The following is a 23,049-nucleotide window of genomic DNA, read 5'->3' on the forward strand; positions in this document are numbered from 1 at the left end:
TGGCATGAAGGCACTTCTGCTTACTCTGAGCGCGCTGTTGTTCAGCGCCTCCAGCCTGGCGGCGACGCCGTGGCAGCGTATTCAGCAGCCGATCAGCGGCGCACCGCAGTCCATCGGCGGCTTTGCAAATGGCTGTATTATTGGCGCCCGGGCACTGCCGCTCAATTCACCCGACTATCAGGTGATGCGTCAGGATCAGCGTCGTTATTTCGGTCATCCCGATCTGATTGCGTTTATTCAGCGGCTGACGACCCGTGTGCACAACCTGCAGCTGGGTAATGTTCTGATTGGGGATATGGGTATGGCGGCTGGCGGACGTTTCAGCAGCGGTCACGCCAGCCATCAGACCGGGCTGGATGTCGATATCTGGCTGCAACTGCCGAAAACCCGCTGGACCGCGCAGCAGCTGCTGAAGCCGCAGCCGCTGGATCTGGTCGGGCCGGGTGATAAAAACGTGATTGCGCGCCACTGGCAGCCGGAAATCGACAGCCTGATTAAACTGGCGGCGAAAGATGATGATGTCACGCGCATCTTCGTCAACCCGGCGATTAAAAAGCAGCTTTGTGCGGATGCCGGTGCCGATCGTGACTGGCTGCGCAAAGTGCGCCCCTGGTTCGCGCATCGGGCGCATATGCATGTGCGGCTGCGCTGCCCGACCGGCAGTATCGGCTGTGAAGATCAGCCGCCACCGCCTCCGGGCGATGGCTGTGGCGCAGAGCTGCAGAGCTGGTTCCTGCCGAAGCAGCCCGGATCGGGCGCGCCGGTGAAACGTGAACCGCCGCCGTTACCGCCTGCCTGTCAGGCTCTGCTGGATAAACATCTACTGTAAGGGATTCCATGGAGTGGTTCGTGGTCAGTCCGCTGCTGGTCGGGCTGCTGTTTCTGATTGCCATGCTCGCCGGTTTTATTGACTCAATTGCGGGTGGCGGGGGGTTACTGACGGTGCCGTCGCTGCTGGCGGCGGGTCTCTCACCGGCTCAGGCGCTGGCGACCAATAAACTGCAATCGGTCGGCGGGTCGTTCTCCGCCAGCCTCTACTTTGTGCGACGCGGCGCAGTTAATCTGAGTGAGCAGTGGCTGAATATCGCCATGACGCTGCTAGGGTCCGTGCTGGGCGCGGTGCTGATTCAGCGCCTGCAGGCGGACTTTCTGCGTCAGATGCTGCCGCTGTTTTTGATCGCGATTGGCTTATGGTTTCTGCTGATGCCGCGTCTCGGTGAAGAAGACCGGGCGCGTCGCCTGCACGGCCTCGCCTATGCGCTGGTCGGGGGCGGTGCCGTGGGCTTCTATGACGGATTTTTCGGGCCGGGCGCGGGCTCTTTCTATGCGCTGGCCTTTGTCACGCTCTGCGGTTACAACCTGGCGAAGGCGACAGCCCATGCCAAAGTTCTCAACTTCACCTCTAACGTGGGCAGTCTGCTGTTCTTTATGTTCGGCGGCAAAGTGGTGTGGGGAACAGGCCTGATTATGATGCTCGGCGCGTTCTGCGGCGCGCGTCTGGGCGCCCGGCTGGTGCTGAGCCGCGGGCAGAAACTGATCCGCCCGATGGTGGTGATTGTCTCTGCCGTAATGAGCATAAAACTCCTGTGGGACAGCCATGGCAGCGCCGTGATGGCGTGGCTCTCCACACTGCAATCGTAACTTTTTACGTGATAACGTCATGAACCCGACCCATCATTATGAACAGCTGATTACGCTGTTCGATCGCTGCTTCAGCGATGAATTTCAGACACGCCTGATTAAAGGCGACGATGAACCGATCTATCTTCCTGCTGATGCAGAGTCGCCGTGGAACCGGGTGGTTTTTGCCCACGGCTTTTACGCCAGCGCCCTGCATGAGATCTCTCACTGGTGCATCGCCGGTGAGGCACGCCGTAAACTGGTCGATTTTGGCTACTGGTACTGCCCGGATGGCCGCGATGCGCTGACCCAGAGCCAGTTTGAAGCCGTTGAAGTGAAGCCACAGGCGCTGGAGTGGATGTTTTGTATGGCGGCGGGCTTTCCCTTCAACGTCAGTTGTGACAATCTCGACGGAGATTGTGAGCCGGATCGCATTGCGTTTCAGCGTAAGGTACATGCTCAGGTCATGAGCTATCTGACGGCGGGTATTCCCGCGCGTCCCGCGCGTTTTATTACCGCCCTGGCGGAATTTTATGGCAGGCCTTCATTAACAGCGGCGCAGTTTCCCTGGCCGGACGATCTGTGATGCAGGATGACATTATCAAAAGAGGAATTGAGATGATCGCAGAATTTGAAGCGCGTATCCTGGCCCTGATTGACGACATGGTCGAGCATGCCAGTGACGATGAACTGTTCGCCAGCGGTTATCTGCGCGGGCATCTGACCCTGGCGGTCGCTGAAGTGGAGCAGCTGGATGAGCATACGCCAGAAGCGCTGCAGGTTCAGGTGACCCGCAGCCTGCAGAACGCCATTGCCGCAGGCGAACTCTCACCGCGCGACCAGGCGCTGGTGGTCGGCATGTGGGACAACCTGTTTGTTCAGGCGCGCCAGCTCTCCGCATGATGTGACAGGGCGGTAAGCGCCGCCCTGCAGACCCGCTTTATACCGCTTTTCCCTTCAGCAGTTTCCTGACCCAGTAGCGATTCGGATTGAGTGCCGCCAGCGTGGTCGCATCCAGCGGCTGTGGCTCTCCCGCCAGCTGGGCGGCCAGCACCTCGGCTGCCAGCGGTGCGCTGCACAAGCCGCGCGAACCCAGCGCACCAAACAGATAAAGTCCCGGCAGATCGGGCGCGTCACCAATCTGACCGCCTGCCGCAAGCCGGGCCGGTAAATCGGCATACTGTGCCAGCGTCGCGGCATAATCGGGCACGCCGCCTACCATCGGCAGGTGATCGCGCGTGGCGCAGCGCACGCCCATTCTGGCTTCTCCCTCACTGACATCCACCGTTTCCGCCCAGCGGCTGTCAGGCAGACAGTGCAGCAGTCGACTGCGATTCTCCTGCTGATCCGCCTCGCGATAACGCGTTGCGGTTTCACCACGATGGTAGCTGGCACCGATACAGTGGGTACCAAACTGGGTGCTGACCGGCGTCAGATAGCCGTCGTAACAGAGCACGGTCTGCAGCGCGCTGAGGGCAGGCGTGGCGGGAACATGGCTCACCTGACCCGCTACCGGGTAGGCTGGCAGCGGGGCGCTTTGCGCAAAGTCGGCGATCGCGTGACCATTTGCCAGGACCACCGCGGAATGATGAACCGCCGGGCGGTCGCTGAAGGTCAGCGTCCAGCCATCCTCCTGTTGAGAAAGCCCGCTTACCCGGTGCAGCCAGTGAATGCGTAAGCCCTGTGTCTCGCCATGGGCGAGCAGCGCGGTGGTCAGCTCAGCCGGTGAGAGCCAGCCGCCCTCCGGATAGAAAATGCCGCCGCAGCCCAGCGCTACCTTCGCCCGGTTTTCCGCCTCTGCGACATCGACGCCGCAGGCGAGGGTTTCAGGCAGATCCATCGCCAGCATCTGTTCGATCTTTTTGCGGCTCTTTTCATCCCAGCCCAGTTGCAGCACGCCACTCCACTCATGCTCAAAGGTGACCCCGCTCTGGTCGTAGAGTCGCCGGGCAAAGCTGAATGCCGCCGGGAAGAAGGTGGCGAGGGCCGGGTCATGCTGATTGAGCAGCGGATAGAGTGCGCCCTGCCGGTTACCGGAGGCACCCAGCGCGGGCGCCGCATCGGCGCAGTAGAGCGTTACCCGCCAGCCTCGGCGCAGCAGCGCCAGCGCCAGGGTCGCGCTGGCTACGCCGCCGCCAATCAGGGCAACTTCCTGCTGCGCCGCCGGATGGCGATGATACCAGGGCTGCGTGCCGGGGAGCAGAGGCGCATCCTGCAGGCTGCCGCACAGCATTTCGCGTTTCGGGCCAAATCCTTTGCGGCGGGTGACGTCAAATCCCGCCTCCTGCAGACCGCGCCGCACAAAACCTGCAGCAGTAAAAGTCGCGAAAGTCCCCTGTGGACGCGCCAGCTTCGCCATCATGCTGAACAGCGCAGGCGTCCACATATCGGGATTCTTTGCGGGCGCGAAGCCATCGAGGAACCAGGCATCGACCTGACGATGCAGGCTCTCATCCACCTTTTCCATCAGCTGGTTGATATCGCCCAGCCACAGATCCAGCGTGATGCGCCCGCCGTCAAACAGCAGTCGCTGGCAGCCGGGCAGGGCAGCCGGCCACTGGGCCTGCAGCGCTTCTGCCCAGGGGGCAAGTTCGGGCCAGTGCTGATGCGCCGCGATCAGATCCGCGCGGGTTAACGGAAATTTCTCAAAGCTAATGAAATGCAGACGTTTTACTGTCGCACCAGGCTGTTCACGCTGAAAGGCGTCAAAGGCCTGCCACAGAGTAAGAAAATTAAGGCCGGTACCAAACCCGCTTTCCGCCACGATCAGCAGATCGCGCGGATGCGCCGCAAAACGCTGCGGGAAACCGTTGCCGCCAAGGAACACATAGCGTGTCTCTTCCAGACCATTGTCGTTAGAGAAATAGACGTCGCCAAACGCTCGGGAAACAGGTGTACCCTGTTCATTCCAGTTTAGCTGCGCATGTTTAACCGGGGTTAATTTCACGGGAAAGGCTCGTTTTTCAGGCAGTGGCGCGATTTTAACGACCCAGGTCACATGACGCAAATTTACAAAAGGAAATAGCTGATCGGACTTGTTCGGCGTACAAGTGTACGCTAGAGTGCATGCCAATTACGAAGAAGTGGATGAGGAAGATTGAATGAAACGTGCTGTGATTACTGGCTTAGGGATCGTTTCCAGTATTGGTAATAACCAGCAGGAAGTGCTGTCATCTCTGCGTGAAGGACGCTCTGGCATCACCTTTTCTGAAGAGATGAAAGATTCCGGCATGCGTAGTCACGTCTGGGGTAACGTCAAATTAGATACCACCGGCCTCATCGATCGCAAAGTTGTGCGCTTTATGAGTGATGCGTCCATCTATGCTTATCTCTCCATGGAAGAAGCGATTAAAGATTCCGGCCTGACTGATGAAATGTATCAGAGCAACCCGCGTGTAGGTCTGATTGCAGGTTCAGGCGGTGGTTCCCCGCGCTTCCAGGTCTTTGGTGCTGATGCAATGCGCAGCCCACGCGGCCTGAAAGCGGTTGGCCCTTACGTGGTCACCAAGGCGATGGCTTCTGGCGTCTCTGCCTGTCTCGCCACGCCATTCAAAATTCATGGCGTAAACTATTCGATCAGCTCCGCCTGTGCCACCTCTGCGCACTGTATCGGTAACGCCGTTGAGCAGATTCAGCTGGGCAAACAGGATATCGTTTTTGCCGGCGGCGGCGAAGAGCTCTGCTGGGAAATGGCCTGTGAGTTCGACGCCATGGGCGCGCTCTCTACCCGTTACAACGACACACCAGAAAAAGCGTCACGCACCTATGACAACGAGCGCGACGGTTTTGTTATCGCCGGTGGCGGTGGCATGGTGGTGGTTGAAGAGCTGGAGCATGCGCTGGCTCGCGGTGCACACATCTATGCCGAAATCGTCGGCTACGGTGCGACCTCTGACGGTGCAGACATGGTTGCGCCTTCAGGTGAAGGTGCGGTGCGCTGCATGAAGATGGCAATGAACGGCGTCGACACGCCAATCGACTATCTGAACAGCCACGGTACCTCTACGCCAGTGGGCGACGTGAAAGAGCTGGGTGCGATTCGTGAAGTGTTTGGCGAGAAAACCCCTTACATTTCAGCAACCAAAGCAATGACCGGTCACTCACTGGGTGCGGCTGGCGTGCAGGAAGCGATTTACTCGCTGCTGATGCTGGAGCATGGCTTTATCGCGCCAAGCATCAACATCAACTCACTGGATGCAGCTGCCACCGGCATGAACATCGTGACTGAGCCGATGGAAAAAGAGCTGACGACCGTGATGTCCAACAGCTTTGGTTTCGGTGGCACCAACGCCACGCTGACCATGCGTAAATATCAGGCGTAATCTTTTACGTCAGCACGCTGAAGGGCCGGCTTTGCCGGCCCTTTTGTTTTCTGGCTTGCGGTAAAACGGCGCCGGCCAGATTTATCCCTCCCGCTGCAGCAGCCTCAGCAGTTTATCGCACCCTCCCACAATCTCATCAGGCGTCAGCGCGGCGAAGCCGAGTATCCAGCCCTGCTGAGACGCGGAGCCGGCATAGAGCGGGCTGAGACGAGGCAACAGCAACCCCTGTTGTGCCGCGAGCGCGGTTAAACGCGCTTCATCCTGTTCAACTGTCACCGTCAGCTGGAGTCCGCCGCCACTGGCGATGGGCGTGATCCACGGTGAGAGGCGCTGCGCAATCTGCTCCAGCAACCGATCGCGGCGGCTGTGATAGAGCTGACGCATCAGCCGCAGATGAGTGGCAAAATGTCCCTGCTGCAGAAAGGCCGCGGTAATCGCCTGAGGCAGCAGGGCGCTGTGTCCATCCAGCACGCTGCGAGCCTGGCCCAGAGGGGCAATCAGCGCGGGAGGCACCACCATCCACGCCAGACGCAGTGAAGGGAACAGCGATTTCGAAAAGGTGCCGAGCGTAATGACCCGCTGATGACGGTCCAGTCCCTGCAGCGCAGGAATCGGGCGCTCGTCATAATGAAACTCGCTGTCGTAGTCATCTTCAATCAGCCAGCTTTGGTTGCGCTGCGCCCAGGCGAGCCAGGCGAGACGGCGGGGCAGGCTCAGCGTTACCCCGGTCGGATAGTGGTGTGAAGGGGTCAGATACATCAGCTTTGCACTGCCGTGACCCGGCACTGCGCCTTCGGCATCGACGGTTATCCCGTGCACCTTTGCGCCTGCGGCGAGCAGCGCGTTTCGTGCGCCGGGATAGCCTGGCTCCTCTATCCACACATCATCTCCGGGATCGACGAACATCATCGCCAGTAACTGTAGCGCCTGTTGCGAACTGGTCAGGATAATCACCTGCCCCGGCTGGCACTGCATACCCCGCGAGAGCGCCAGATAATCAGCAATCGCACTGCGCAGCGGCAGGTAGCCGCAGGGATCGCCATATCCCATGGCGGCGCTGCCCAGCGAACGCTGCACGCTGCTGCTCAGGCGTCGCCAGCTGTCATGGGGAAAAGCGCGTAACTCCGGGGAACCGGCGGCAAAGGCGTGAGGAAACGGGGGATCCTGACAGCCTCCGGTTGCCAGCACCTGCTGACCCCGCGCTGAGAAACGGGCGGGCTGAACGCGTGCCGCTGAAGCGGTGCCTGCGGGAATCGTGATGGCCACAAACGTTCCGCGACCGATCTCGCGTCGCAGATAGCCTTCGCTCTCAAGCTGACCATAGGCGGCTTCCACCGTGACGCGTGAAATCCGGAGATCCTGCGCCAGCTGGCGACTGGAGGGCAGCTGCTGACCGGCGTGCAGATGATGCCGGTTAATGGCCAGCCGCAGGGTGGTGCAGAGGCGCTCACGCACGCCGCCGCTGGCCTGATGCTGGAAAAGCTGCAACAGTGGAGAACTCATATGGGTCTTATTCCTGGCGCAAAATGGGTATCAGCAGGCAGTCCACTCTGCCGTAAACTGCACGCTCACTTCAACAGGAGAATCGCGATGTCATCTGTATTACATTTTCCCGCCGCCACGCCGCAGCAAAGCCTCGACTATCTGCAGGCAAAACTCGCTTATTATACAGACGCCTGGGATCTGGCGGAGGATCTGGCCCGGAATCTGCCTGGCATTCAGGTGATCGATGCGCGCGCACCAGCGGCTTATCGCGCCGGCCATATCAGCGGCGCGATTAATTTTCCCCACCGTGAGATCAATGCTTCCAGCTGCGAGCCGCTCGACCGCGACCGCGTTTATGTCACCTATTGCGACGGCATCGGCTGTAACGGCTCGACGAAAGCGGCTCTGAAGCTGGCGGAACTGGGATTTCAGGTGAAGGAGCTGACTGGCGGGCTGGATTTCTGGAAACGGGAAGGTCATCCGCTGACCTGGGGGGCGGCACCGGGCGAATGGCCCGTTACCGCACCCGATGCATCCTGTGGCTGCTGACCTAGAGCACCAGCCAGAGCAGAAGGGTGATCACCACCAGCGCAACAAACAGACCCAGCAGGGGACGCTGCGCCAGGGGCTGCAGCGGTGACGGCAGCGAGGCGACAAAGGGCGACCAGATTGGCTGCGGTTTGATCTCACTGGCGGCCAGCGGCTGTTCGTGAACTTTCTCGGCACGATCGGCGCGACGGCTGAACAGGAAGTTCAGCAGATCCTGCGTCTGCGTCACGGTTAGCACCGTCTGCGGTGTGGCCTGAAAACGCTGCTGGCTGTACTCCTCCAGGCTATGCCGCTCGTGCTGATCCAGCGGCTGTTTCAGCGAGGCTTCCAGCAGCTGTAAGGTCGGTGCGCTGTGCTGACTCAGCGTCTGACGTACCTGCAGATACTGGGTGAGCAGCGGGAAATGGCGCGAGGGGATGGGATCGCCGCTGGTCAGTCCGACCAGTTTCAGCGCCGCCGTCCAGAGTTTGCCAGTCGGTTCTCCGGTGGCGGCGGCCAGTCGGACCACCTGCTGATTGAGCGTCTGATGCTCCGCCGGGAGCAGGGTCCGATCGCTGACGCGGCTCTGCTGCGGCTGCGGGATCGCCATCTGCCCGTTCTGCAGCATCGTCAGAACCTGACGCAGCTGGTCCTGGCTCAGCGAGCTCAGAACGGTCTGACCAAACTGCTGGCGGATAAAGTCACTCACCGCCTGACGGTTATTGCCCTTCGGCAGCAGTTCTGTGAGCTGAGTCATCAACTGACGCGTGGCATGGCCATTCTGCGCCTGAGTCAGACGACCATTGAGATACTGCTCCGCAGCCGGAAAGTGACGCGACTGCAGCTCCGCCTCACTCTTCACGCCCACCTCATGCCGGACGCCCGCCCAGAGTTCAGGTGCCTTCAGATTGCTGAGCGATAAGATACGCACGATCAGGCGTTCTAATGTCGTGCGCTGAGCCGGGGAGAGGGGCTGTTCACCCGCCACAGAACCGTGACGTGTTACGCCGGTTTGCGGATTAAGAGATGAACGATCGCCGACCGGCACACCGGGGCCGCTGAGAGGTTGCATGGCGGATTCCTTGGGAAAACAGAACAGCGTCGGGTGCGCCGGAAAAAGAATAGGCCATGATAGCAAAAGCCCCCGCGAAATCCCACGGGGGACGCACAGTTCAGCGTGAGATTTACTCTTCAGCCAGTCTGAGGCGATAGCGACGCCAGCGTTTCCAGATCGGTGGCAGAACCAGCACCGAAATCGCCAGCACCAGCAGCACTTTGCAGATAGGACTTTCCCACAGAATAACCAGGTTACCGTTACTGATTGAGAGGGCACGACGCAGGTTCTGCTCCAGCATCTCACCCAGCACAAAGCCCAGAATCAGCGGCGACATCGGAAAGTCCATCTTGCGCAGAATATAACCAAAGATTCCCAGGCCGACCATCAGGAGCAAATCGAAGGTGGTGCTGTGCACGGCATAGACGCCCACCGCGGAGATGGCGGCAATGGCCGGCACCAGGAACCAGAGCGGAATGCTCAGCATCCGGGCGAAAACATTGATCATCGGAATGTTCATCACCAGCAGCATAACGTTGCCAATCAGCAGTGCCGCGATCAGACCCCAGACGATATCTGGCTGCTCAACAAACATCGCCGGACCTGGCGTGATGTTATAGAGCGTTAAAGCGCCGACCATCACCGCTGTGGTGCCGGAGCCGGGGATACCCAGCGTCAGCATCGGGATAAAGGAGCCACAGGCTGAGGCATTATTTGCCGCTTCCGGTGCGGCCACACCGCGAATATCCCCTTTCCCGAACTGTTCACTGCCGCTGATTTTTTTCTCCGTCATGTAGGCGATAGCGCTGGCAATGGTCGCTCCGGCGCCAGGCAGAACGCCGACAAAGAACCCCAGAAAAGAGGAGCGTAGCGTCGCGCCTGTGGCCATCGCCGCCTCCTTCATGTTGAACATCATGCGGCCGCTTGCCCGCACCGCTTTCTGGCCGCTACTGGTCGACTCGAGCATCAGCAAAATTTCACTGACCGAGAACAGACCAATGACAACGACCACAAACTGAATGCCGTCAGAGAGATGAACGCTGTCAAACGTGAAGCGATAGACGCCGGTATTGGCATCCACCCCGACCGTGGCCATGCCCAGGCCAATGAGCGCCGAAAGAAAAGATTTCAGCGGATTGTGGCTCATCATGCTGCCCAGGCAGGCGATGGCAAACACCATCAGGGCAAAGTACTCTGCCGGTCCAAACGCCAGTGACCAGCTGGCCAGCAGCGGGGCGAAGAGAATAATGCCGACGATAGCAATCGTGGAGCCAACAAACGAGCTGACCGCCGAAATGGAGAGCGCGACGCCCGCTTTGCCCTGCTGCGCCATCGGATACCCATCCAGCGCGGTCATGATTGCGCCGGCATCGCCCGGGACGTTGAGCAGAATGGAGGAGATGCGCCCGCCATACTCACAGCCGATATAAACCGTGGCCAGCAGAATCAGCGCCGACTCGGCCGGCAGGTGCAGCGCAAAAGCCAGCGGCATCAGAATGGCTACGCCATTGATTGGCCCCAGGCCAGGCAGCAGGCCAACAATGGTGCCGATAAAGCAGCCGATCAGGGCGATCAGCAGATTCTCTGGCGTCATGGCGACGGCAAAGCCCTGCATTAAAAAGGACCAGGTATCCATGATGCTCTCCTTAACTCAGCCAGCTGCCGACCGGAAGGGTGACTTCCAGCAGACGGTCAAATGCGTAAAACAGCGAGCTGCCCATCACCAGCCCGGCCAGCGCGGCGGCCCACCAGCGCGCCCCAAACAGCAGGCCGATGCCAAAGGTCAGCAGCGTCGTACAGATGGCAAAGCCCAGCGTCTCAAACAGCCAGCCATAGAGCATCATCATCAGCGCAAGCGCTACCAGCCGTTTCAGCGTGCCAGCTGCGGGCCACTGAATGGTGTCCGGTTTCCGAAAGAGCATCAGCAGGGCGCAGATGGCCATCAGGCCAAGGATTGCCATCGGGAATGGACGCGGCCCCACGGGTTCGTAGCTGTATTCACTCTGAATCTGCCAGGCCATCACCATGCCGCCAAGGCAGAGCGCCAGCCACAGGCTGGCAAAAATGCGATCGCTCATCATCTGCTCCCGTTATTTGGCCAGACCAAAGGATTTGGCCTGCTCACGGTAATCCGCCACCTGCTTCTTCACGTAGCTGTCGAGTGCCTGGCCTGTCAGGTTAAATTCGAACAGTCCGCGCAGATCACGCTGCTTTTTGAACTCCGGCGTCTCAGCCATTTTTTTAAAGGCCTGTTCCCACCACTGATAATCCGCATCACTGACTTTTGGACCGAGGTAATAGCCACGAATAATCGGCCAGACGATATTGAAACCCTGCTCTTTTGCCGTGGGCACCCCGGCCAGCTGACCCGGCAGACGCTGATCGGACATCACGGCCAGCACCCGCATTTTGCCGCCCTGCAGATACGGCACCATCTCACTCATATCACCTGAGACCACCTGAATATGGTTTCCGAGCAGGGCGGTTACCGGCTCACCGCCGCCTTCAAAGGCGACATAACGCATTTTGCGTGGATCGATTCCCGCTTCGCGCGCCAGCAACGCCGTTTTCATCCAGTCCTGACTGCCTATTGACGCACCGGCACCGACCACCACTTTGGTCGGATCGGCTTTCATCGCCGTCATCAGCTCACCTAACGTTTTCCACGGTGCATCCTCACGAACGGCCACCATGCCGTAATCTGTTCCCACCGCCGCCAGCCACTTAACGTCGTCCACGGTATAACGACCAAACTTACCCTGTGAAAGGTTCAGCAGTGAGCCGCCAGAGAAGGCGACAACGGTGCCCGCTTCAGCCGGCCGCTGGGCAATAATCGCGTTGTAGGCCACCGCGCCGACACCGCCGGGCATGTAGGTGACGCGCATCGGCGTCTTAATTTGTCCGGTTTCCTGAAGAGAGACCTGCAATAGCTTGCAGGTGAGATCGAATCCGCCACCCGGTTTAGCTGGCGCGATACATTCGGTGCGACCGGGCTCCCCGGCGGCAAAGGTGGGTGTTGCCATCAGCGACAGCAGGGTAGTGGCAAGGGCGGTATGGATGATTTTTTTCATCTTATGCTCCATTCATTCTTCCAGAGTGTGATTGCCGCTGAAACATCAGCGTTACCGAATTGTTAAAACAGTTACCTTTCATTTACCTTTCAGTGCGCGGATTTAATAGCAGGATGTGATATGCGTCTCTTACTGGTTGAAGATACGGAAGAGCTGGCACGCTGGCTGGAAAAAGCCCTCACACAAAAAGGGTTCGCCGTCGACCGGGTCGCGGATGGAATGGCGGCCGACCATGCTTTGCAATGTGAAGCCTATGCACTGGTCGTGCTCGATATTTCACTGCCACGCATGGATGGACTGGAGGTGCTGGCACGGTTGCGGCGACGCGGACAAAGTGTGCCGGTATTGCTACTGACTGCACGCAGTGCGCTGGACGATCGTGTTCGGGGTCTGAACCTGGGGGCAGATGACTACCTGACGAAACCCTTTGAAATGGATGAACTCGAAGCGCGGTTACGGGCGCTTCTGCGACGCAGTCAGAGTCAGACATCACAAAACCAGTCACTGGGTCAGCTGGTGCTGGATGGCGAAGGCTATTTTCTGCTGGCAGACAGACCCCTGGCGCTGACGCCGCGGGAAGCAAGCATCCTGACGACACTCATGCAGCGGCAGGGCAGGCCGGTTTCGCGTCAGTCACTGTACGAGCAGACCTTTACCCTGTCAGATGAAGCCAGCCCGGAGAGTATCGAGCTCTATGTACATCGGGTGCGTAAAAAGCTGGCAGGCAGCAACGTGGCGATCGTGACCCTGCGCGGGCTGGGTTACAGCCTGGAAACGCTCTCATGCGGCTGATTCATTCGTTGCGGGGTGAGCTGCTGGCATGGTTTGGCCTGCCACTTTTACTGCTCTGGGCGCTCTCAGTCTATACCCACTATCAGAGCGGGCTGGCGGCCGCTAATCAGGCTTATGACCGTTCGCTGCTGGCGTCAGCGCGAACGGTGGCAGAGCGGCTGGTGGTGCGGGAACAGCATCTGGAGGTTGATGTGCCGTGGGTTGTGCTCGACAGCTTCGAACGTAACATGAACGATCAGCTCTTTTATCAGGTGATTTCACCGCAGGGAAAAACGTTATCAGGCTATAACGATCTGCCGCCCATACCCATCACCAGCAAAATGTCGAACGCTTATCCCGCACTGGTGCATTTTTATGATGGACGCTATCACCAGCATCGGATTCGCGTTGCGGCATTATGGCAGCCGGTGAGCGAAGCGGGAGTGGATGGCATGGCGCTGGTGCTGGTGGCGGAAACCATCAACTCACGTCAGGAGTTTGCCCGCCAGCTAATGCAAACTGCGCTGATCAGCCAGAGCGGACTGGTTCTGATGACACTGCTGCTGGCCAGCCTGATGCTGCGTCGGGTTTTGCGCCCGCTGCGGCGGCTGTCGCGTATCGTGTTGCAGCGCGACGGTGGCGAATTAACGCCTCTTCCCTCCTTGCCGTGGTCAGAACTGCAACCGCTTATCATCGCCTTTAACCGCTATCTTGCCCGACTGCGGGGACTGCTGGCGCGCCAGGATCGTTTCAGTGCTGACGCGGCACATCAGCTGCGCACACCGCTGACCATCCTCAAAACGCAGGTCAGCGTCGCGCTCAGCAGTGAGCGCCCTGAAGCCTGGCAGGAGAGTCTGCTCGGGATGCGTCATACACTGGATGAGACCATTATTCTGACCGATCGGCTATTACAGTTAGCCCGCATCAAAGCGCGTCACGGCGAGGATAAACCGATGACGCGGGTTGATTTAGCGGCTATCGTGCGTGATGCCTGTTTCAGCCGCTATATGGCGGCCCGTACCCGGCAGATCGATCTGGGTTTCGAAGGGGAAGAGAGCTGTCTGGTCAGGGGCGATGGTGTGCTGATTGGCGAACTGTGCGCCAACCTGCTGGACAATGCGATTAAATATACCCCCTGTCGCGGCATTGTCACCGCGCGGGTGATTGTGGGGGGCCTTGAAATTGAGGACAGCGGGCCGGGCATTGAGGGGGCGGAGCAGCTGAAGGCGTTACAGCCTTTTCAGCGGCTGGACAATGTCGGTATCCAGCCGGGAGCCGGTATCGGTCTCGCACTGGTGCAGGATATCTGTGCCTGGCATGGGGCAACCATGCACCTGGATCGCAGTCCGCTACTGGGCGGACTGCGGGTGACCATATTATTTAAAGCTCACGCAGGTTAACCGATTTACACCGGGTTAAGGGCGTGCGCAGTCGCTGCGCCAGGATCACCCCGCCCAGCGTCAGCCCTCCGCCGATCCAGTGGTAGCTGTGCAGCTGCTCATGAAGAAACAGCACGGCGATAAGCGCCGTAAACAGCGGCGTCAGATTCATAAAGATGCTGGTGGTGCTCGCGCCGAGGCGCTGTACCCCGTGGATCCACAAAAATGGCGCGATAAGGGAGGCGAACAGGCCAGCAAACATCACCAGCGGCAGGTTATGCCGGTCAAGCGAGACATCAGGTGCCAGCAGAAAGCCGGGCAGCAGCATCAGGACACCAGCCAGAATCTGCACATAGAGGCTGTGCCAGATGGGCAGCGGCAGCGCCCAGCGCTTAGTCAGCACGCCGTAAAGGGCATAGGCGGTGGAAGCCGCCAGCATCATCAGCTCCCCTTTACCCAGTCCGTGATGCAGCAACTGCATCACGTCGCCCTCACTGACCAGCCACACCAGACCGCCAAAGGAGAGGATGCTGCCGAACAGGATGCCGGATGTTGGCGCAATACGCAGGATTACCACGCTCAGCAGGACGGTAAGCAGTGGGATCAGCGCGCCGATGATCCCCATGAAGAGGGCGCTGACACTGTGCGCCGCGTAATAGGCGAGGCTCTGGTAGAGCACCATGCCAAGCAGACCGAGTATCGCTAGCCGCCAGAGATGAGGCTTAATCGCCTGACGGGCGCGCCACACACCGGGCAGCACAAACGGCGTCAGCACCAGCAGCGCCAGCAGCCAGCGATAGAATGAGATGGCTGCCGGATCGATCGCGCTGGCCGACAGTTTGCTGACGATCGCGTTGATCGACCAGATCATCACCGCACCGAGCGGATAGAGAAAAAACATACGGACTCTCCTGAATCATGATGCGACGCAGTGTACGCTTGTCCGGTTTTATCCAGATAGTTAATATCGGACAAAAATTTTAACAGAGCGGACAGAATGACTCTGAAAGTGACTTACCAGCCGCCCGCCGACGTCTCGCAGCTGCGCTACTTTATGCGCTATGAACAGGCCAATGCCCGCACGGAATATCTGCCGCATGCCCATGCCTGGGGCCAGCTGATTCTGGTAAAGAGTTACGTGCTGGAGATGCAGGTAGAGGGTGAACGCCTGCTGACCCCGGCTGACATGCCGGTCTGGATCCCGCCGGGGCAGCAGCACAGCAGTTATAACCATCGTCAGGCGCAGTTCCGCACTTTTAATCTGGCGGCCCCGCTTTGCGCTGGTCTGCCGCAGCAGGCCTGCCTGATGCGAATCGACGCGATTGCACATGCCATCCTGGATACCTTTGCCGATCAACAGCTTGAACAGCCCCAAACCGAAGCGCAGTGGCGGCTGTGTGAGGTACTGCGCGATCGCCTGCTGCTGGCGGAGGTGCAGGAGAGTTATCTTCCCACCTCTCAGGATAAATTTCTGGCGCCGGTGCTCCATGCCCTTGAAGCCTGCCCGGGGGATAACACCACCCTGGCAGGCTGGGCGGCGCGGGTCTTTACCACCGAACGGACGCTGGCGCGGCGCTGCCAGCAGCAGCTTCACATGACGTTTGGCGAATGGCGGCAGCGGCTGCGCTTTCTGCGCGCTATCGTGCTGCTGGAGCAGGGCGAAAGCGTGCAGAGTATCGCCCATGAGCTGGGATACAGTTCCGCCTCGGCGCTGATTGTGATGTTTCAGCAGCAGGCGGGCACCACGCCGGAGCGCTACCGCGCCCGGTTAGGCTAACGCGGTGCTTTGTGCCAGAATAATTGCCTCTCATGCAACAGACAGGAAAGCCGTGGTGAAAATTCTGGTCGATGAAAATATGCCTTATGCCCGTGAGTTGTTCAGCCGGACCGGCGACGTGGTCGCGGTACCGGGACGTCCGCTGCCGGTGGATGAACTGGCCGATGCCAGCGGGCTGATGGTGCGCTCAGTGACGCAGGTGAATGAGGCGCTGCTGGCGGGCAAGCCGGTGAAGTTTGTCGGCACCGCCACGGCGGGCACCGATCATATCGACGAGGCCTGGCTGCAGCAGGCCGGCATTGCGTTTTCTGCGGCGCCCGGCTGCAACGCCATTGCGGTGGTGGAGTACGTTTTCTCCGCGCTGCTGCTGCTGGCGGAACGTGATGGTTTCCAGCTGCGCGATCGCACGGTCGGCATCGTGGGTGTCGGCAACGTCGGTGGACGGCTGCAGAAGCGCCTGGAAGCCTGGGGCATCAAAACCCTGCTGTGCGATCCGCCGCGCGCCGATCGCGGTGACGAAGGGGATTTCCTGTCGCTGGAGGCGGTGACCGCGCAGGCCGATATCCTGACATTCCACACGCCGCTGTTCAAAGAGGGGCCTTATAAGAGCTGGCACCTGGCCGATGCCGCGCTGCTGATGGCGCTGAAGCCCAACACCATTCTGATTAACGCCTGTCGCGGCCCGGTGGTCGACAACGTCGCGCTGCTGGAGGTGCTGAAAATGCGGCACGACCTCAGCGTGGTGCTGGATGTCTGGGAGCCGGAGCCGGACCTCTCTCTGGCGCTGCTGGACAGGGTCGACATCGCCACGCCACACATTGCAGGCTACACGCTGGAAGGCAAGGCTCGCGGCACGACCCAGGTGTTCGAAGCCTGGTGTGACTTTATCGGTCAGCCGCAGCAGGTGCCGCTCAGCACCCTGCTGCCGGAGCCGGAATTCAGTGAAATCACCCTGAATGGTCCGCTGGATCAGCCAACGCTGAAACGCCTGGCGCATCTGGTGTATGATGTGCGCCGCGATGATGCCCCCCTGCGAAAAGTGGCGGCGCAGCCCGGCGAATTTGATCGCCTGCGTAAGCAATATCTGGAGCGCCGTGAGTGGTCATCGCTGCGGGTGAAGTGTAATGACGCCACCGCGGCTGAGATGCTGAATCAGCTGGGCTTTAACGCAATCCACTCTCCGGCGTAACCGGCGCGCGATGCCGCAGTGAACGCAGGCGGCGCTGCCGCGTGCCGGGTTAAGGAGGGGGATAAATCTGAATCCCTGGGCGGTGAATATCACCGCCTTCTGTTTTTATGTCATTGTCTGGAGTAAACCAACATGTCTGACGGCTGGAATATTGCGCTACTGGGCGCGACAGGCGCAGTAGGGAACGCTGTACTGGAACTGCTGGCGGAACGCCAGTTCCCGGTTGGTGAATTGTATCTGCTGGCCAGCGAAAATAGCGCGGGCGAAAACAAACGTTTCGAGGGCCGCACGTTGCGGGTCGAAAATGCTGAGACGTTCGACTGGTCGCAGGCGCAGCTGGCCTTTTTCGTCGCGGGGCGTGACGCCTCAGCCCGTTTTGCGGAGGAAGCGGCCAACGCCGGGTGTCTGGTCATCGACAGCAGCGAGCTGTTTGCGCTGGAGCCGGATGTGCCGCTGGTGGTACCGGATGTGAACCCGCACGTGCTGGCGGATTACCGTAATCGCAATATCATCAGCGTGGCGGATAATCTGGTCAGCCAGCTGCTGACCGCGATTAAACCGCTGGTCGATGCGGCCGGACTGAGCCGCCTGCAGGTGACCAATCTGATCTCGGTCTCCAGCTACGGCAAAGTGGCGGTCGATGCGCTGGCCGGTGAAAGTGCCCGCCTGCTGAATGGCATCCCGGCCGACGATCACCATTTTGGTCGTCAGCTGGCGTTTAACCTGATGCCGCAACAGGCGGATGCGGAAGGCAGCGTTGAGAGTGAGCGCCGGGTGGTTGAGCAGGTGCGTAAAGTGCTGCAGGACGAAGGCCTGCCGATTGCGGTCAGCAGCGTTCAGGCGCCGGTCTTCTACGGAAATGCGCAGATCGTGCACATTGAAAACCTGCGTCCGCTCTCGGCGGAGGAAGCGCGTGCCGAACTGGCGCTGGCGTCTGACATTCGCCTCAGTGAAGAAGATGAGGTGCCGACGCCGGTTACGGATGCATCAGGCAACGGCGAGCTCAGCATCGGCGCTGTGCGCAACGATTACGGTATTCCGGAGCTGCTGCAGTTCTGGTCCGTGGCGGACAACATCCGTTTCGGCGGCGCGCTGATGGCGGTGAAAACCGCAGAGAAACTGGTTCAGGAGTACCTGTAACCATGTCCGAAGGTCAGATGCAAAAACTGGCGCTCGGCATTGAGTATGACGGCAGTCGTTACTACGGCTGGCAGCGCCAGAATGAAGTCCGCAGCGTGCAGGAGAAGGTTGAGCGTGCGCTGTCGAAAGTCGCCGATCATCCGGTCAGCATCTTTTGTGCCGGCCGGACAGATGCCGGGGTGCACGGCACCGGGCAGGTAGTCCATTTCGACACCACGGCGCAGCGGCCTGACGGCGCCTGGACGCTGGGCGTCAACGCCAATCTGCCACCGGACATCGCCGTTCGCTGGGTGAAAGCGGTGCCGGAAGATTTCCATGCCCGCTTCAGCGCCACCGCCCGCCGCTATCGCTACCTGATCTACAATCAGCGTCTGCGTCCGGCGGTGCTGGCGCAGGGCGTGACGCACTTTTACCATCCTCTGGATGCGGAAAAGATGCAGCGCGCCGGGCAATGCCTGCTGGGCGAGAATGATTTCACCTCATTCCGCGCGGTGCAGTGCCAGTCGCGTACGCCGTGGCGCAACGTGATTCACCTCAACGTGACGCGTCAGGGCCCTTACGTGATTGTGGATATCAAAGCCAACGCCTTTGTGCATCACATGGTGCGCAATATCGTGGGCAGCCTGATGGAGATAGGCTGCGGCAACAAGCCGGAGTCATGGATGGCAACGCTGCTGGCGGCGAAAGATCGGACGTTAGCGGCCGCTACAGCCCGGGCAGAAGGGTTGTATCTGGTGGCGGTGGATTATCCATCCCACTTTGCGTTACCACAGCCGCCGATGGGACCCCTGTTCCTCGCGGATTAATTCACTTTCAGGACATTAAAGGGCACGCTATGGAGTTCCTCCATTTTCTGGTTGATTTTATTCTGCACATTGATGTGCACCTTGCCGAGCTGGTTGCTCAGTACGGCGTCTGGATTTACGCGATTTTGTTCCTGATTTTGTTCTGCGAAACCGGACTGGTGGTGACGCCCTTCCTGCCGGGCGACTCCCTGCTGTTTGTCGCAGGCGCGCTGGCAGCCCTGCCGGGGAACGATCTGAATGTGCATCTGATGGTGGCGCTGTTAGTGACCGCCGCGATTCTGGGCGATGCGGTGAACTACACCATTGGCCGGCTGTTTGGCGAACGGTTGTTCAGTAACCCGGACTCGAAGATTTTCCGCCGCAGCTATCTGGATAAAACCCATGCGTTTTATGCCCGTCACGGCGGAAAAACCATCATCCTGGCGCGCTTTGTGCCGATTGTCCGCACGTTTGCGCCGTTTGTCGCCGGTATGGGCCATATGTCCTATCGCCACTTCGCGCTGTTCAACGTCACCGGTGCGCTGTTATGGGTCCTGCTCTTCTCCTATGCGGGCTACCTGTTTGGCGATCTGCCGGTGGTGCAGGAAAACCTGAAGCTGTTGATTGTGGGCATTATCCTGGTCTCCGTCCTGCCGGGCGTCATCGAAGTCTGGCGTCATCGCCGTCAGGCTAAACAGCAGAAGCTGCCCTGAGACTTTGCTCAGGGATAAGACCAGATTTTTATCCACAGTCTGAACAGGTTGTGGTTTAATGAGCGACATTTACCGTCTGCTGAAGCGGTTTTCAGCAGTATCAAGACGACTGGACCAGGTCAGTTTTAAACAGAAAGGTCATCAATGAGCTGGATTGAACGAATTCTTAATAAAAGCACCACGACGCCTGCGCGCAAAGCCAGTATCCCGGAAGGGGTCTGGACCAAGTGCGACAGCTGTGGCCAGGTTCTCTACCGCGCCGAGCTGGAGCGTAATCTTGAGGTCTGCCCGAAGTGTGACCATCACATGCGTATGCACGCCCGTGAGCGTCTCGGCAGTTTCCTCGACCAGGGCACCCTGGTTGAGCTTGGCAGTGAACTCGAGCCGAAAGATCTGCTCAAGTTCCGCGACTCCAAGAAGTATAAAGATCGTCTGGTCGCCGCCCAGAAAGACACCGGCGAAAAAGATGCATTGATCGTGATGAAAGGTCAGCTGCACGGCATGCCGGTTGTTACGGCCGCCTTTGAATTTGCCTTTATGGGCGGTTCAATGGGCTCTGTGGTCGGCGCGCGTTTTGTCCGTGCGGTTGAGCAGGCGTTAGAAGATAACTGTCCGCTGATCTGCTTCTCCGCCAGTGGCGGTGCACGTATGCAGGAAGCGCTGATGTCGCTGATGCAGATGGCGAAGACCAGTGCGGCGCTGGCGAAAATGCAGGAGCGCGGTCTGCCTTACATTTCCGTGCTGACTGACCCGACCATGGGCGGTGTTTCCGCCAGTTTTGCCATGCTGGGTGACCTCAACGTGGCGGAACCGAAAGCGCTGATCGGCTTTGCCGGCCCACGCGTTATCGAACAGACTGTGCGTGAAAAACTGCCGCCAGGCTTCCAGCGCAGTGAGTTTCTGATTGAAAAGGGCGCGATCGACATGATCATCCGCCGTCCGGAAATGCGCTACAAACTGGCAAGCCTGCTGGCAAAAATGATGAACCTGCCGGCACCGCTGCATGACGGTGAACAGTCCGCCCCTGCGCCGACTGAATCGGAAAGCAACGAGGCCTGACAGGAGATAGAGAGGCGCGTCCACCGCGCCTCTTACCAATGCACCGTATACCGCAGCAGCAGTCTGCCGGGTATCAATAAGCAAAACGGGACATATGGACAATCTTCACCTTCCTCAAGCCACGTCGCCTTTGGCCACGTGGCTTTATTATCTTGAGCACCTGCATACCCAGGCGATCGAACTGGGTCTGGATCGCATTCGCCAGGTGGCACAACGTCTCGACCTGCTGAAACCCGCCCCCTTTGTTTTTACCGTCGCCGGTACCAACGGCAAAGGCACCACCTGCCGCACGCTGGAAACCCTGCTGATGGCCGCAGGCTATCGGGTTGGCGTCTACAGCTCACCCCATCTGGTGCGCTACACCGAGCGCGTCCGGGTTCAGGGAGAGGAGCTGAGCGAAGCGCAGCACTGCGCCAGCTTTGCGGAGATTGAAGCGGGACGGGCAGACATTTCACTGACCTATTTTGAATTCGGCACGCTCTCCGCGCTCAATCTGTTTCGCCAGGCGAAGCTGGATGTGGTGATCCTCGAGGTGGGCCTCGGCGGACGACTGGACGCCACCAATATCGTTGATGCTGATGTCGCCATCGTCACCAGCATTGCTCTGGATCATACCGACTGGCTTGGCCCGGATCGCGAAAGCATCGGGCGGGAAAAAGCGGGTGTGTTCCGGGCAGGCAAACCGGCGGTGGTCGGTGAGCCGGAAATGCCGCAGAGTATCGCCATGGTGGCGCAGGAAAAGGGCGCTAAGCTCATGCAGCGCGACCGTGAATGGTCCTTTCATGCGCAGGCGGAAAGCTGGTCGCTGCGGGATGCGGCCGGTGAACTGAACGATTTGCCCCTGCCGCAGGTGCCGCTGCCCAACGCGGCGACGGCACTGGTGGCACTGCGCATGTCCGGGCTGGCGGTCAGCGAGGCGCAGATTCGCGCCAGCCTGCCGCTGGCGATGCTGCCAGGACGTTTTCAGACCATCAGTGAATCCCCGCGTGTGATTCTGGACGTGGCGCACAACCCGCATGCGGCGGGCTATCTGGCTTCACGACTGGCCGCCCTGCCGGCACGCGGCAAAGTGCACGCGGTTGTGGGTATGCTGCATGATAAAGATATCGCCGGAACGCTGGCGGCGCTGGCTCCGGTGGTGGATGCCTGGTACTGCGCGCCACTCGATGGCCCGCGCGGTGCCACGGCGGAGCAGCTGCTGAGCAGCCTGCCGCAGGGCGAGGCGTTCAGCTCGGTTGCACTCGCCTGGCAGCAGGCGCGTCAGCAGGCCGCGCCGCAGGACGTTGTGCTGGTTTGTGGGTCATTCCACACCGTGGCGCAGGTCATGGAATCGATTGAAACGGAGAAAGGACGTGGCAAGTAAGTTTCAGAACCGTTTAGTCGGCACGATTATTCTGGTCGCCGTTGGCGTGATTGTCCTGCCAGGGCTGCTGGATGGTCAGAAAAAGCATTATAAAGAGGAGTTCGCCGCGATTCCGCTGGTGCCAAAACCGGACGACCAGCAGGACAGCGAAATGGTGCCGCCGGTCACGCAGTCGCTGCCGTCGCAGCCGCCGGAAGGGGCGGGCAATGCGGTGAGCAGCAGTAACGGCAGCGGTAAAACCAATGTGACGGCAGAACAGGGCCGCACTCAGCCGGAAGAGGAGAGCGATCCGGCTGTGGTCTCGCCGCCGCCGGTTCATCAGTCTGCGCCTGCGCAGACGGTCACGAAGCCGAAGGTCACCGAGCAGCAGAAAGCCAGAGTAACCGAGCAGCCTAAGCCGAAGCCTGTGGAACAGCAGAAGCCGAAAGTGGCAGAGCAGCCGAAGCCGAAGCCGGCTGAACAGCCAAAAGCGGTTGAGCAGCCGAAGGAAGAGACGGCGCCGAAAGCGGCAGAAACCACCGCGCCGGCAGGGCAGGCTTACGTGGTGCAGCTGGGCGCGCTGAAAAACGCCAGCAAAGTGAACGAGATCGTGGCACAGCTTCGGCTCTCGGGCTATCGCGCCTTTACCGTGCCGTCAACGCCGGTGCAGGGGCAGATTACCCGTATTTATGTCGGGCCGGACGCCTCTAAAGCTAAAATGCAGAGCGCAGTGGGCGAGCTGAAAAACATCTCCGGACTGGGCGGTGTGGTGAAGCCTTACAGCGCCCGTTAATCGGGTGATTGGCGCTGCCGA

23 protein-coding genes are annotated in these 23,049 nt (G+C 59.7%); 16 read left to right on the top strand and 7 right to left on the bottom strand.

The window, feature by feature from the left end; translation table 11 throughout:
• Window positions 1-4 precede the first annotated feature (4 nt).
• The 4 genes from mepA to S7A_RS06295 are packed head-to-tail and all read left to right on the top strand — an operon-like array spanning window position 5 to window position 2,523.
• Entirely contained in the window at window positions 5-829 is an 825-nt protein-coding gene (mepA, locus tag S7A_RS06280; protein ID WP_009088946.1) for a penicillin-insensitive murein endopeptidase, read from the top strand.
• An 8-nt stretch (window positions 830-837) separates the two neighbouring features.
• Window positions 838-1,641 carry a sulfite exporter TauE/SafE family protein gene (locus S7A_RS06285; protein ID WP_009088951.1) on the top strand — a complete coding sequence of 268 codons (804 nt, stop codon included), beginning with the start codon at window positions 838-840 and terminating at the stop codon, window positions 1,639-1,641.
• A gap of 19 nt (window positions 1,642-1,660) precedes the next feature.
• Window positions 1,661-2,206 (top strand): elongation factor P hydroxylase, encoded by a 546-nt coding sequence (locus S7A_RS06290; RefSeq protein WP_009088952.1) that lies wholly within the window; start codon window positions 1,661-1,663, stop codon window positions 2,204-2,206.
• A 32-nt stretch (window positions 2,207-2,238) separates the two neighbouring features.
• Window positions 2,239-2,523 (top strand): YfcL family protein, encoded by a 285-nt coding sequence (locus S7A_RS06295; RefSeq protein WP_009088954.1) that lies wholly within the window; start codon window positions 2,239-2,241, stop codon window positions 2,521-2,523.
• Window positions 2,524-2,560: 37 nt separating this feature from the next.
• Here the strand turns inward: S7A_RS06295 and mnmC are convergent, their stop codons facing one another.
• Window positions 2,561-4,567: a bifunctional tRNA (5-methylaminomethyl-2-thiouridine)(34)-methyltransferase MnmD/FAD-dependent 5-carboxymethylaminomethyl-2-thiouridine(34) oxidoreductase MnmC gene (gene mnmC, locus S7A_RS06300; protein WP_009088956.1), complete on the bottom strand. Its 2,007-nt coding sequence runs from the start codon at window positions 4,565-4,567 to the stop codon at window positions 2,561-2,563.
• A 154-nt stretch (window positions 4,568-4,721) separates the two neighbouring features.
• Here mnmC and fabB point away from each other — a divergent pair, with 154 nt between their 5' ends.
• A complete protein-coding gene (gene fabB / locus S7A_RS06305; protein ID WP_009088958.1) occupies window positions 4,722-5,942 on the top strand; it encodes a beta-ketoacyl-ACP synthase I in 1,221 nt (406 codons plus the stop codon).
• Between the two features lie 81 nt (window positions 5,943-6,023).
• Here fabB and S7A_RS06310 read toward each other — a convergent pair whose 3' ends face one another.
• A complete protein-coding gene (locus S7A_RS06310; protein WP_009088959.1) occupies window positions 6,024-7,445 on the bottom strand; it encodes a PLP-dependent aminotransferase family protein in 1,422 nt (473 codons plus the stop codon).
• A gap of 87 nt (window positions 7,446-7,532) precedes the next feature.
• On the opposite strand from S7A_RS06310, the gene S7A_RS06315 reads away from it, so the two are divergent.
• Complete coding sequence (locus S7A_RS06315; protein ID WP_009088961.1) at window positions 7,533-7,976, top strand: rhodanese-like domain-containing protein; 444 nt, start codon at window positions 7,533-7,535, stop codon at window positions 7,974-7,976.
• A 1-nt stretch (window position 7,977) separates the two neighbouring features.
• Here the strand turns inward: S7A_RS06315 and flk are convergent, their stop codons facing one another.
• The 4 genes from flk to S7A_RS06335 form a co-directional block, all read right to left on the bottom strand.
• On the bottom strand, window positions 7,978-9,027 hold the full coding sequence (gene flk, locus S7A_RS06320) for a flagella biosynthesis regulator Flk (RefSeq protein ID WP_009088962.1): 1,050 nt from the start codon (window positions 9,025-9,027) through the stop codon (window positions 7,978-7,980).
• A 112-nt stretch (window positions 9,028-9,139) separates the two neighbouring features.
• A complete protein-coding gene (locus tag S7A_RS06325) occupies window positions 9,140-10,645 on the bottom strand; it encodes a tripartite tricarboxylate transporter permease (protein ID WP_009088963.1) in 1,506 nt (501 codons plus the stop codon).
• A gap of 10 nt (window positions 10,646-10,655) precedes the next feature.
• Window positions 10,656-11,087 (bottom strand): tripartite tricarboxylate transporter TctB family protein, encoded by a 432-nt coding sequence (locus S7A_RS06330; RefSeq protein ID WP_009088964.1) that lies wholly within the window; start codon window positions 11,085-11,087, stop codon window positions 10,656-10,658.
• 12 nt (window positions 11,088-11,099) lie between these two features.
• Window positions 11,100-12,080, bottom strand: a complete 981-nt coding sequence (locus tag S7A_RS06335) for a tripartite tricarboxylate transporter substrate binding protein (protein WP_009088965.1) — start codon at window positions 12,078-12,080, stop codon at window positions 11,100-11,102.
• Between the two features lie 120 nt (window positions 12,081-12,200).
• Here S7A_RS06335 and tctD point away from each other — a divergent pair, with 120 nt between their 5' ends.
• Together tctD and S7A_RS06345 are read left to right on the top strand one after the other, a co-directional pair.
• Window positions 12,201-12,872, top strand: coding sequence for a transcriptional regulator TctD (gene tctD / locus S7A_RS06340; RefSeq protein WP_009088966.1), 672 nt, complete (start codon window positions 12,201-12,203; stop codon window positions 12,870-12,872).
• A complete protein-coding gene (locus S7A_RS06345) occupies window positions 12,863-14,251 on the top strand; it encodes a sensor histidine kinase (protein ID WP_009088967.1) in 1,389 nt (462 codons plus the stop codon). The genes tctD and S7A_RS06345 overlap by 10 nt, the downstream gene beginning before the upstream one ends.
• Here S7A_RS06345 and S7A_RS06350 read toward each other — a convergent pair.
• The gene (locus S7A_RS06350; protein ID WP_009088968.1) at window positions 14,232-15,131 is read right to left on the bottom strand and encodes a DMT family transporter; all 900 of its coding nucleotides are present in this window, start codon (window positions 15,129-15,131) and stop codon (window positions 14,232-14,234) included. The genes S7A_RS06345 and S7A_RS06350 overlap by 20 nt on opposite strands.
• 96 nt (window positions 15,132-15,227) lie before the next feature.
• Here S7A_RS06350 and S7A_RS06355 point away from each other — a divergent pair, with 96 nt between their 5' ends.
• The 8 genes from S7A_RS06355 to dedD all read left to right on the top strand — a co-directional run bounded on the left by S7A_RS06355 (window position 15,228) and on the right by dedD (window position 23,028).
• Window positions 15,228-16,007: a helix-turn-helix transcriptional regulator gene (locus S7A_RS06355; protein WP_009088969.1), complete on the top strand. Its 780-nt coding sequence runs from the start codon at window positions 15,228-15,230 to the stop codon at window positions 16,005-16,007.
• Window positions 16,008-16,062: 55 nt separating this feature from the next.
• The gene (gene pdxB / locus S7A_RS06360; RefSeq protein ID WP_009088970.1) at window positions 16,063-17,196 is read left to right on the top strand and encodes a 4-phosphoerythronate dehydrogenase PdxB; all 1,134 of its coding nucleotides are present in this window, start codon (window positions 16,063-16,065) and stop codon (window positions 17,194-17,196) included.
• Window positions 17,197-17,328: 132 nt separating this feature from the next.
• A complete protein-coding gene (locus tag S7A_RS06365; RefSeq protein ID WP_009088972.1) occupies window positions 17,329-18,336 on the top strand; it encodes an aspartate-semialdehyde dehydrogenase in 1,008 nt (335 codons plus the stop codon).
• Window positions 18,337-18,338: 2 nt separating this feature from the next.
• Entirely contained in the window at window positions 18,339-19,142 is an 804-nt protein-coding gene (truA, locus tag S7A_RS06370) for a tRNA pseudouridine(38-40) synthase TruA (protein ID WP_009088974.1), read from the top strand.
• Window positions 19,143-19,171: 29 nt separating this feature from the next.
• Window positions 19,172-19,834, top strand: coding sequence for a DedA family protein (locus tag S7A_RS06375; RefSeq protein WP_009088975.1), 663 nt, complete (start codon window positions 19,172-19,174; stop codon window positions 19,832-19,834).
• Between the two features lie 144 nt (window positions 19,835-19,978).
• Window positions 19,979-20,893: an acetyl-CoA carboxylase, carboxyltransferase subunit beta gene (accD, locus tag S7A_RS06380; RefSeq protein ID WP_009088976.1), complete on the top strand. Its 915-nt coding sequence runs from the start codon at window positions 19,979-19,981 to the stop codon at window positions 20,891-20,893.
• Window positions 20,894-20,987: 94 nt separating this feature from the next.
• Window positions 20,988-22,256: a bifunctional tetrahydrofolate synthase/dihydrofolate synthase gene (gene folC / locus S7A_RS06385; protein WP_009088977.1), complete on the top strand. Its 1,269-nt coding sequence runs from the start codon at window positions 20,988-20,990 to the stop codon at window positions 22,254-22,256.
• A complete protein-coding gene (gene dedD, locus S7A_RS06390; RefSeq protein WP_009088978.1) occupies window positions 22,246-23,028 on the top strand; it encodes a cell division protein DedD in 783 nt (260 codons plus the stop codon). The genes folC and dedD overlap by 11 nt, the downstream gene beginning before the upstream one ends.
• Window positions 23,029-23,049 lie beyond the last annotated feature (21 nt).

Origin of the sequence: Pantoea sp. Sc1 (assembly GCF_000255315.1) — a bacterium.
GTDB lineage: Bacteria > Pseudomonadota > Gammaproteobacteria > Enterobacterales > Enterobacteriaceae > Pantoea > Pantoea anthophila.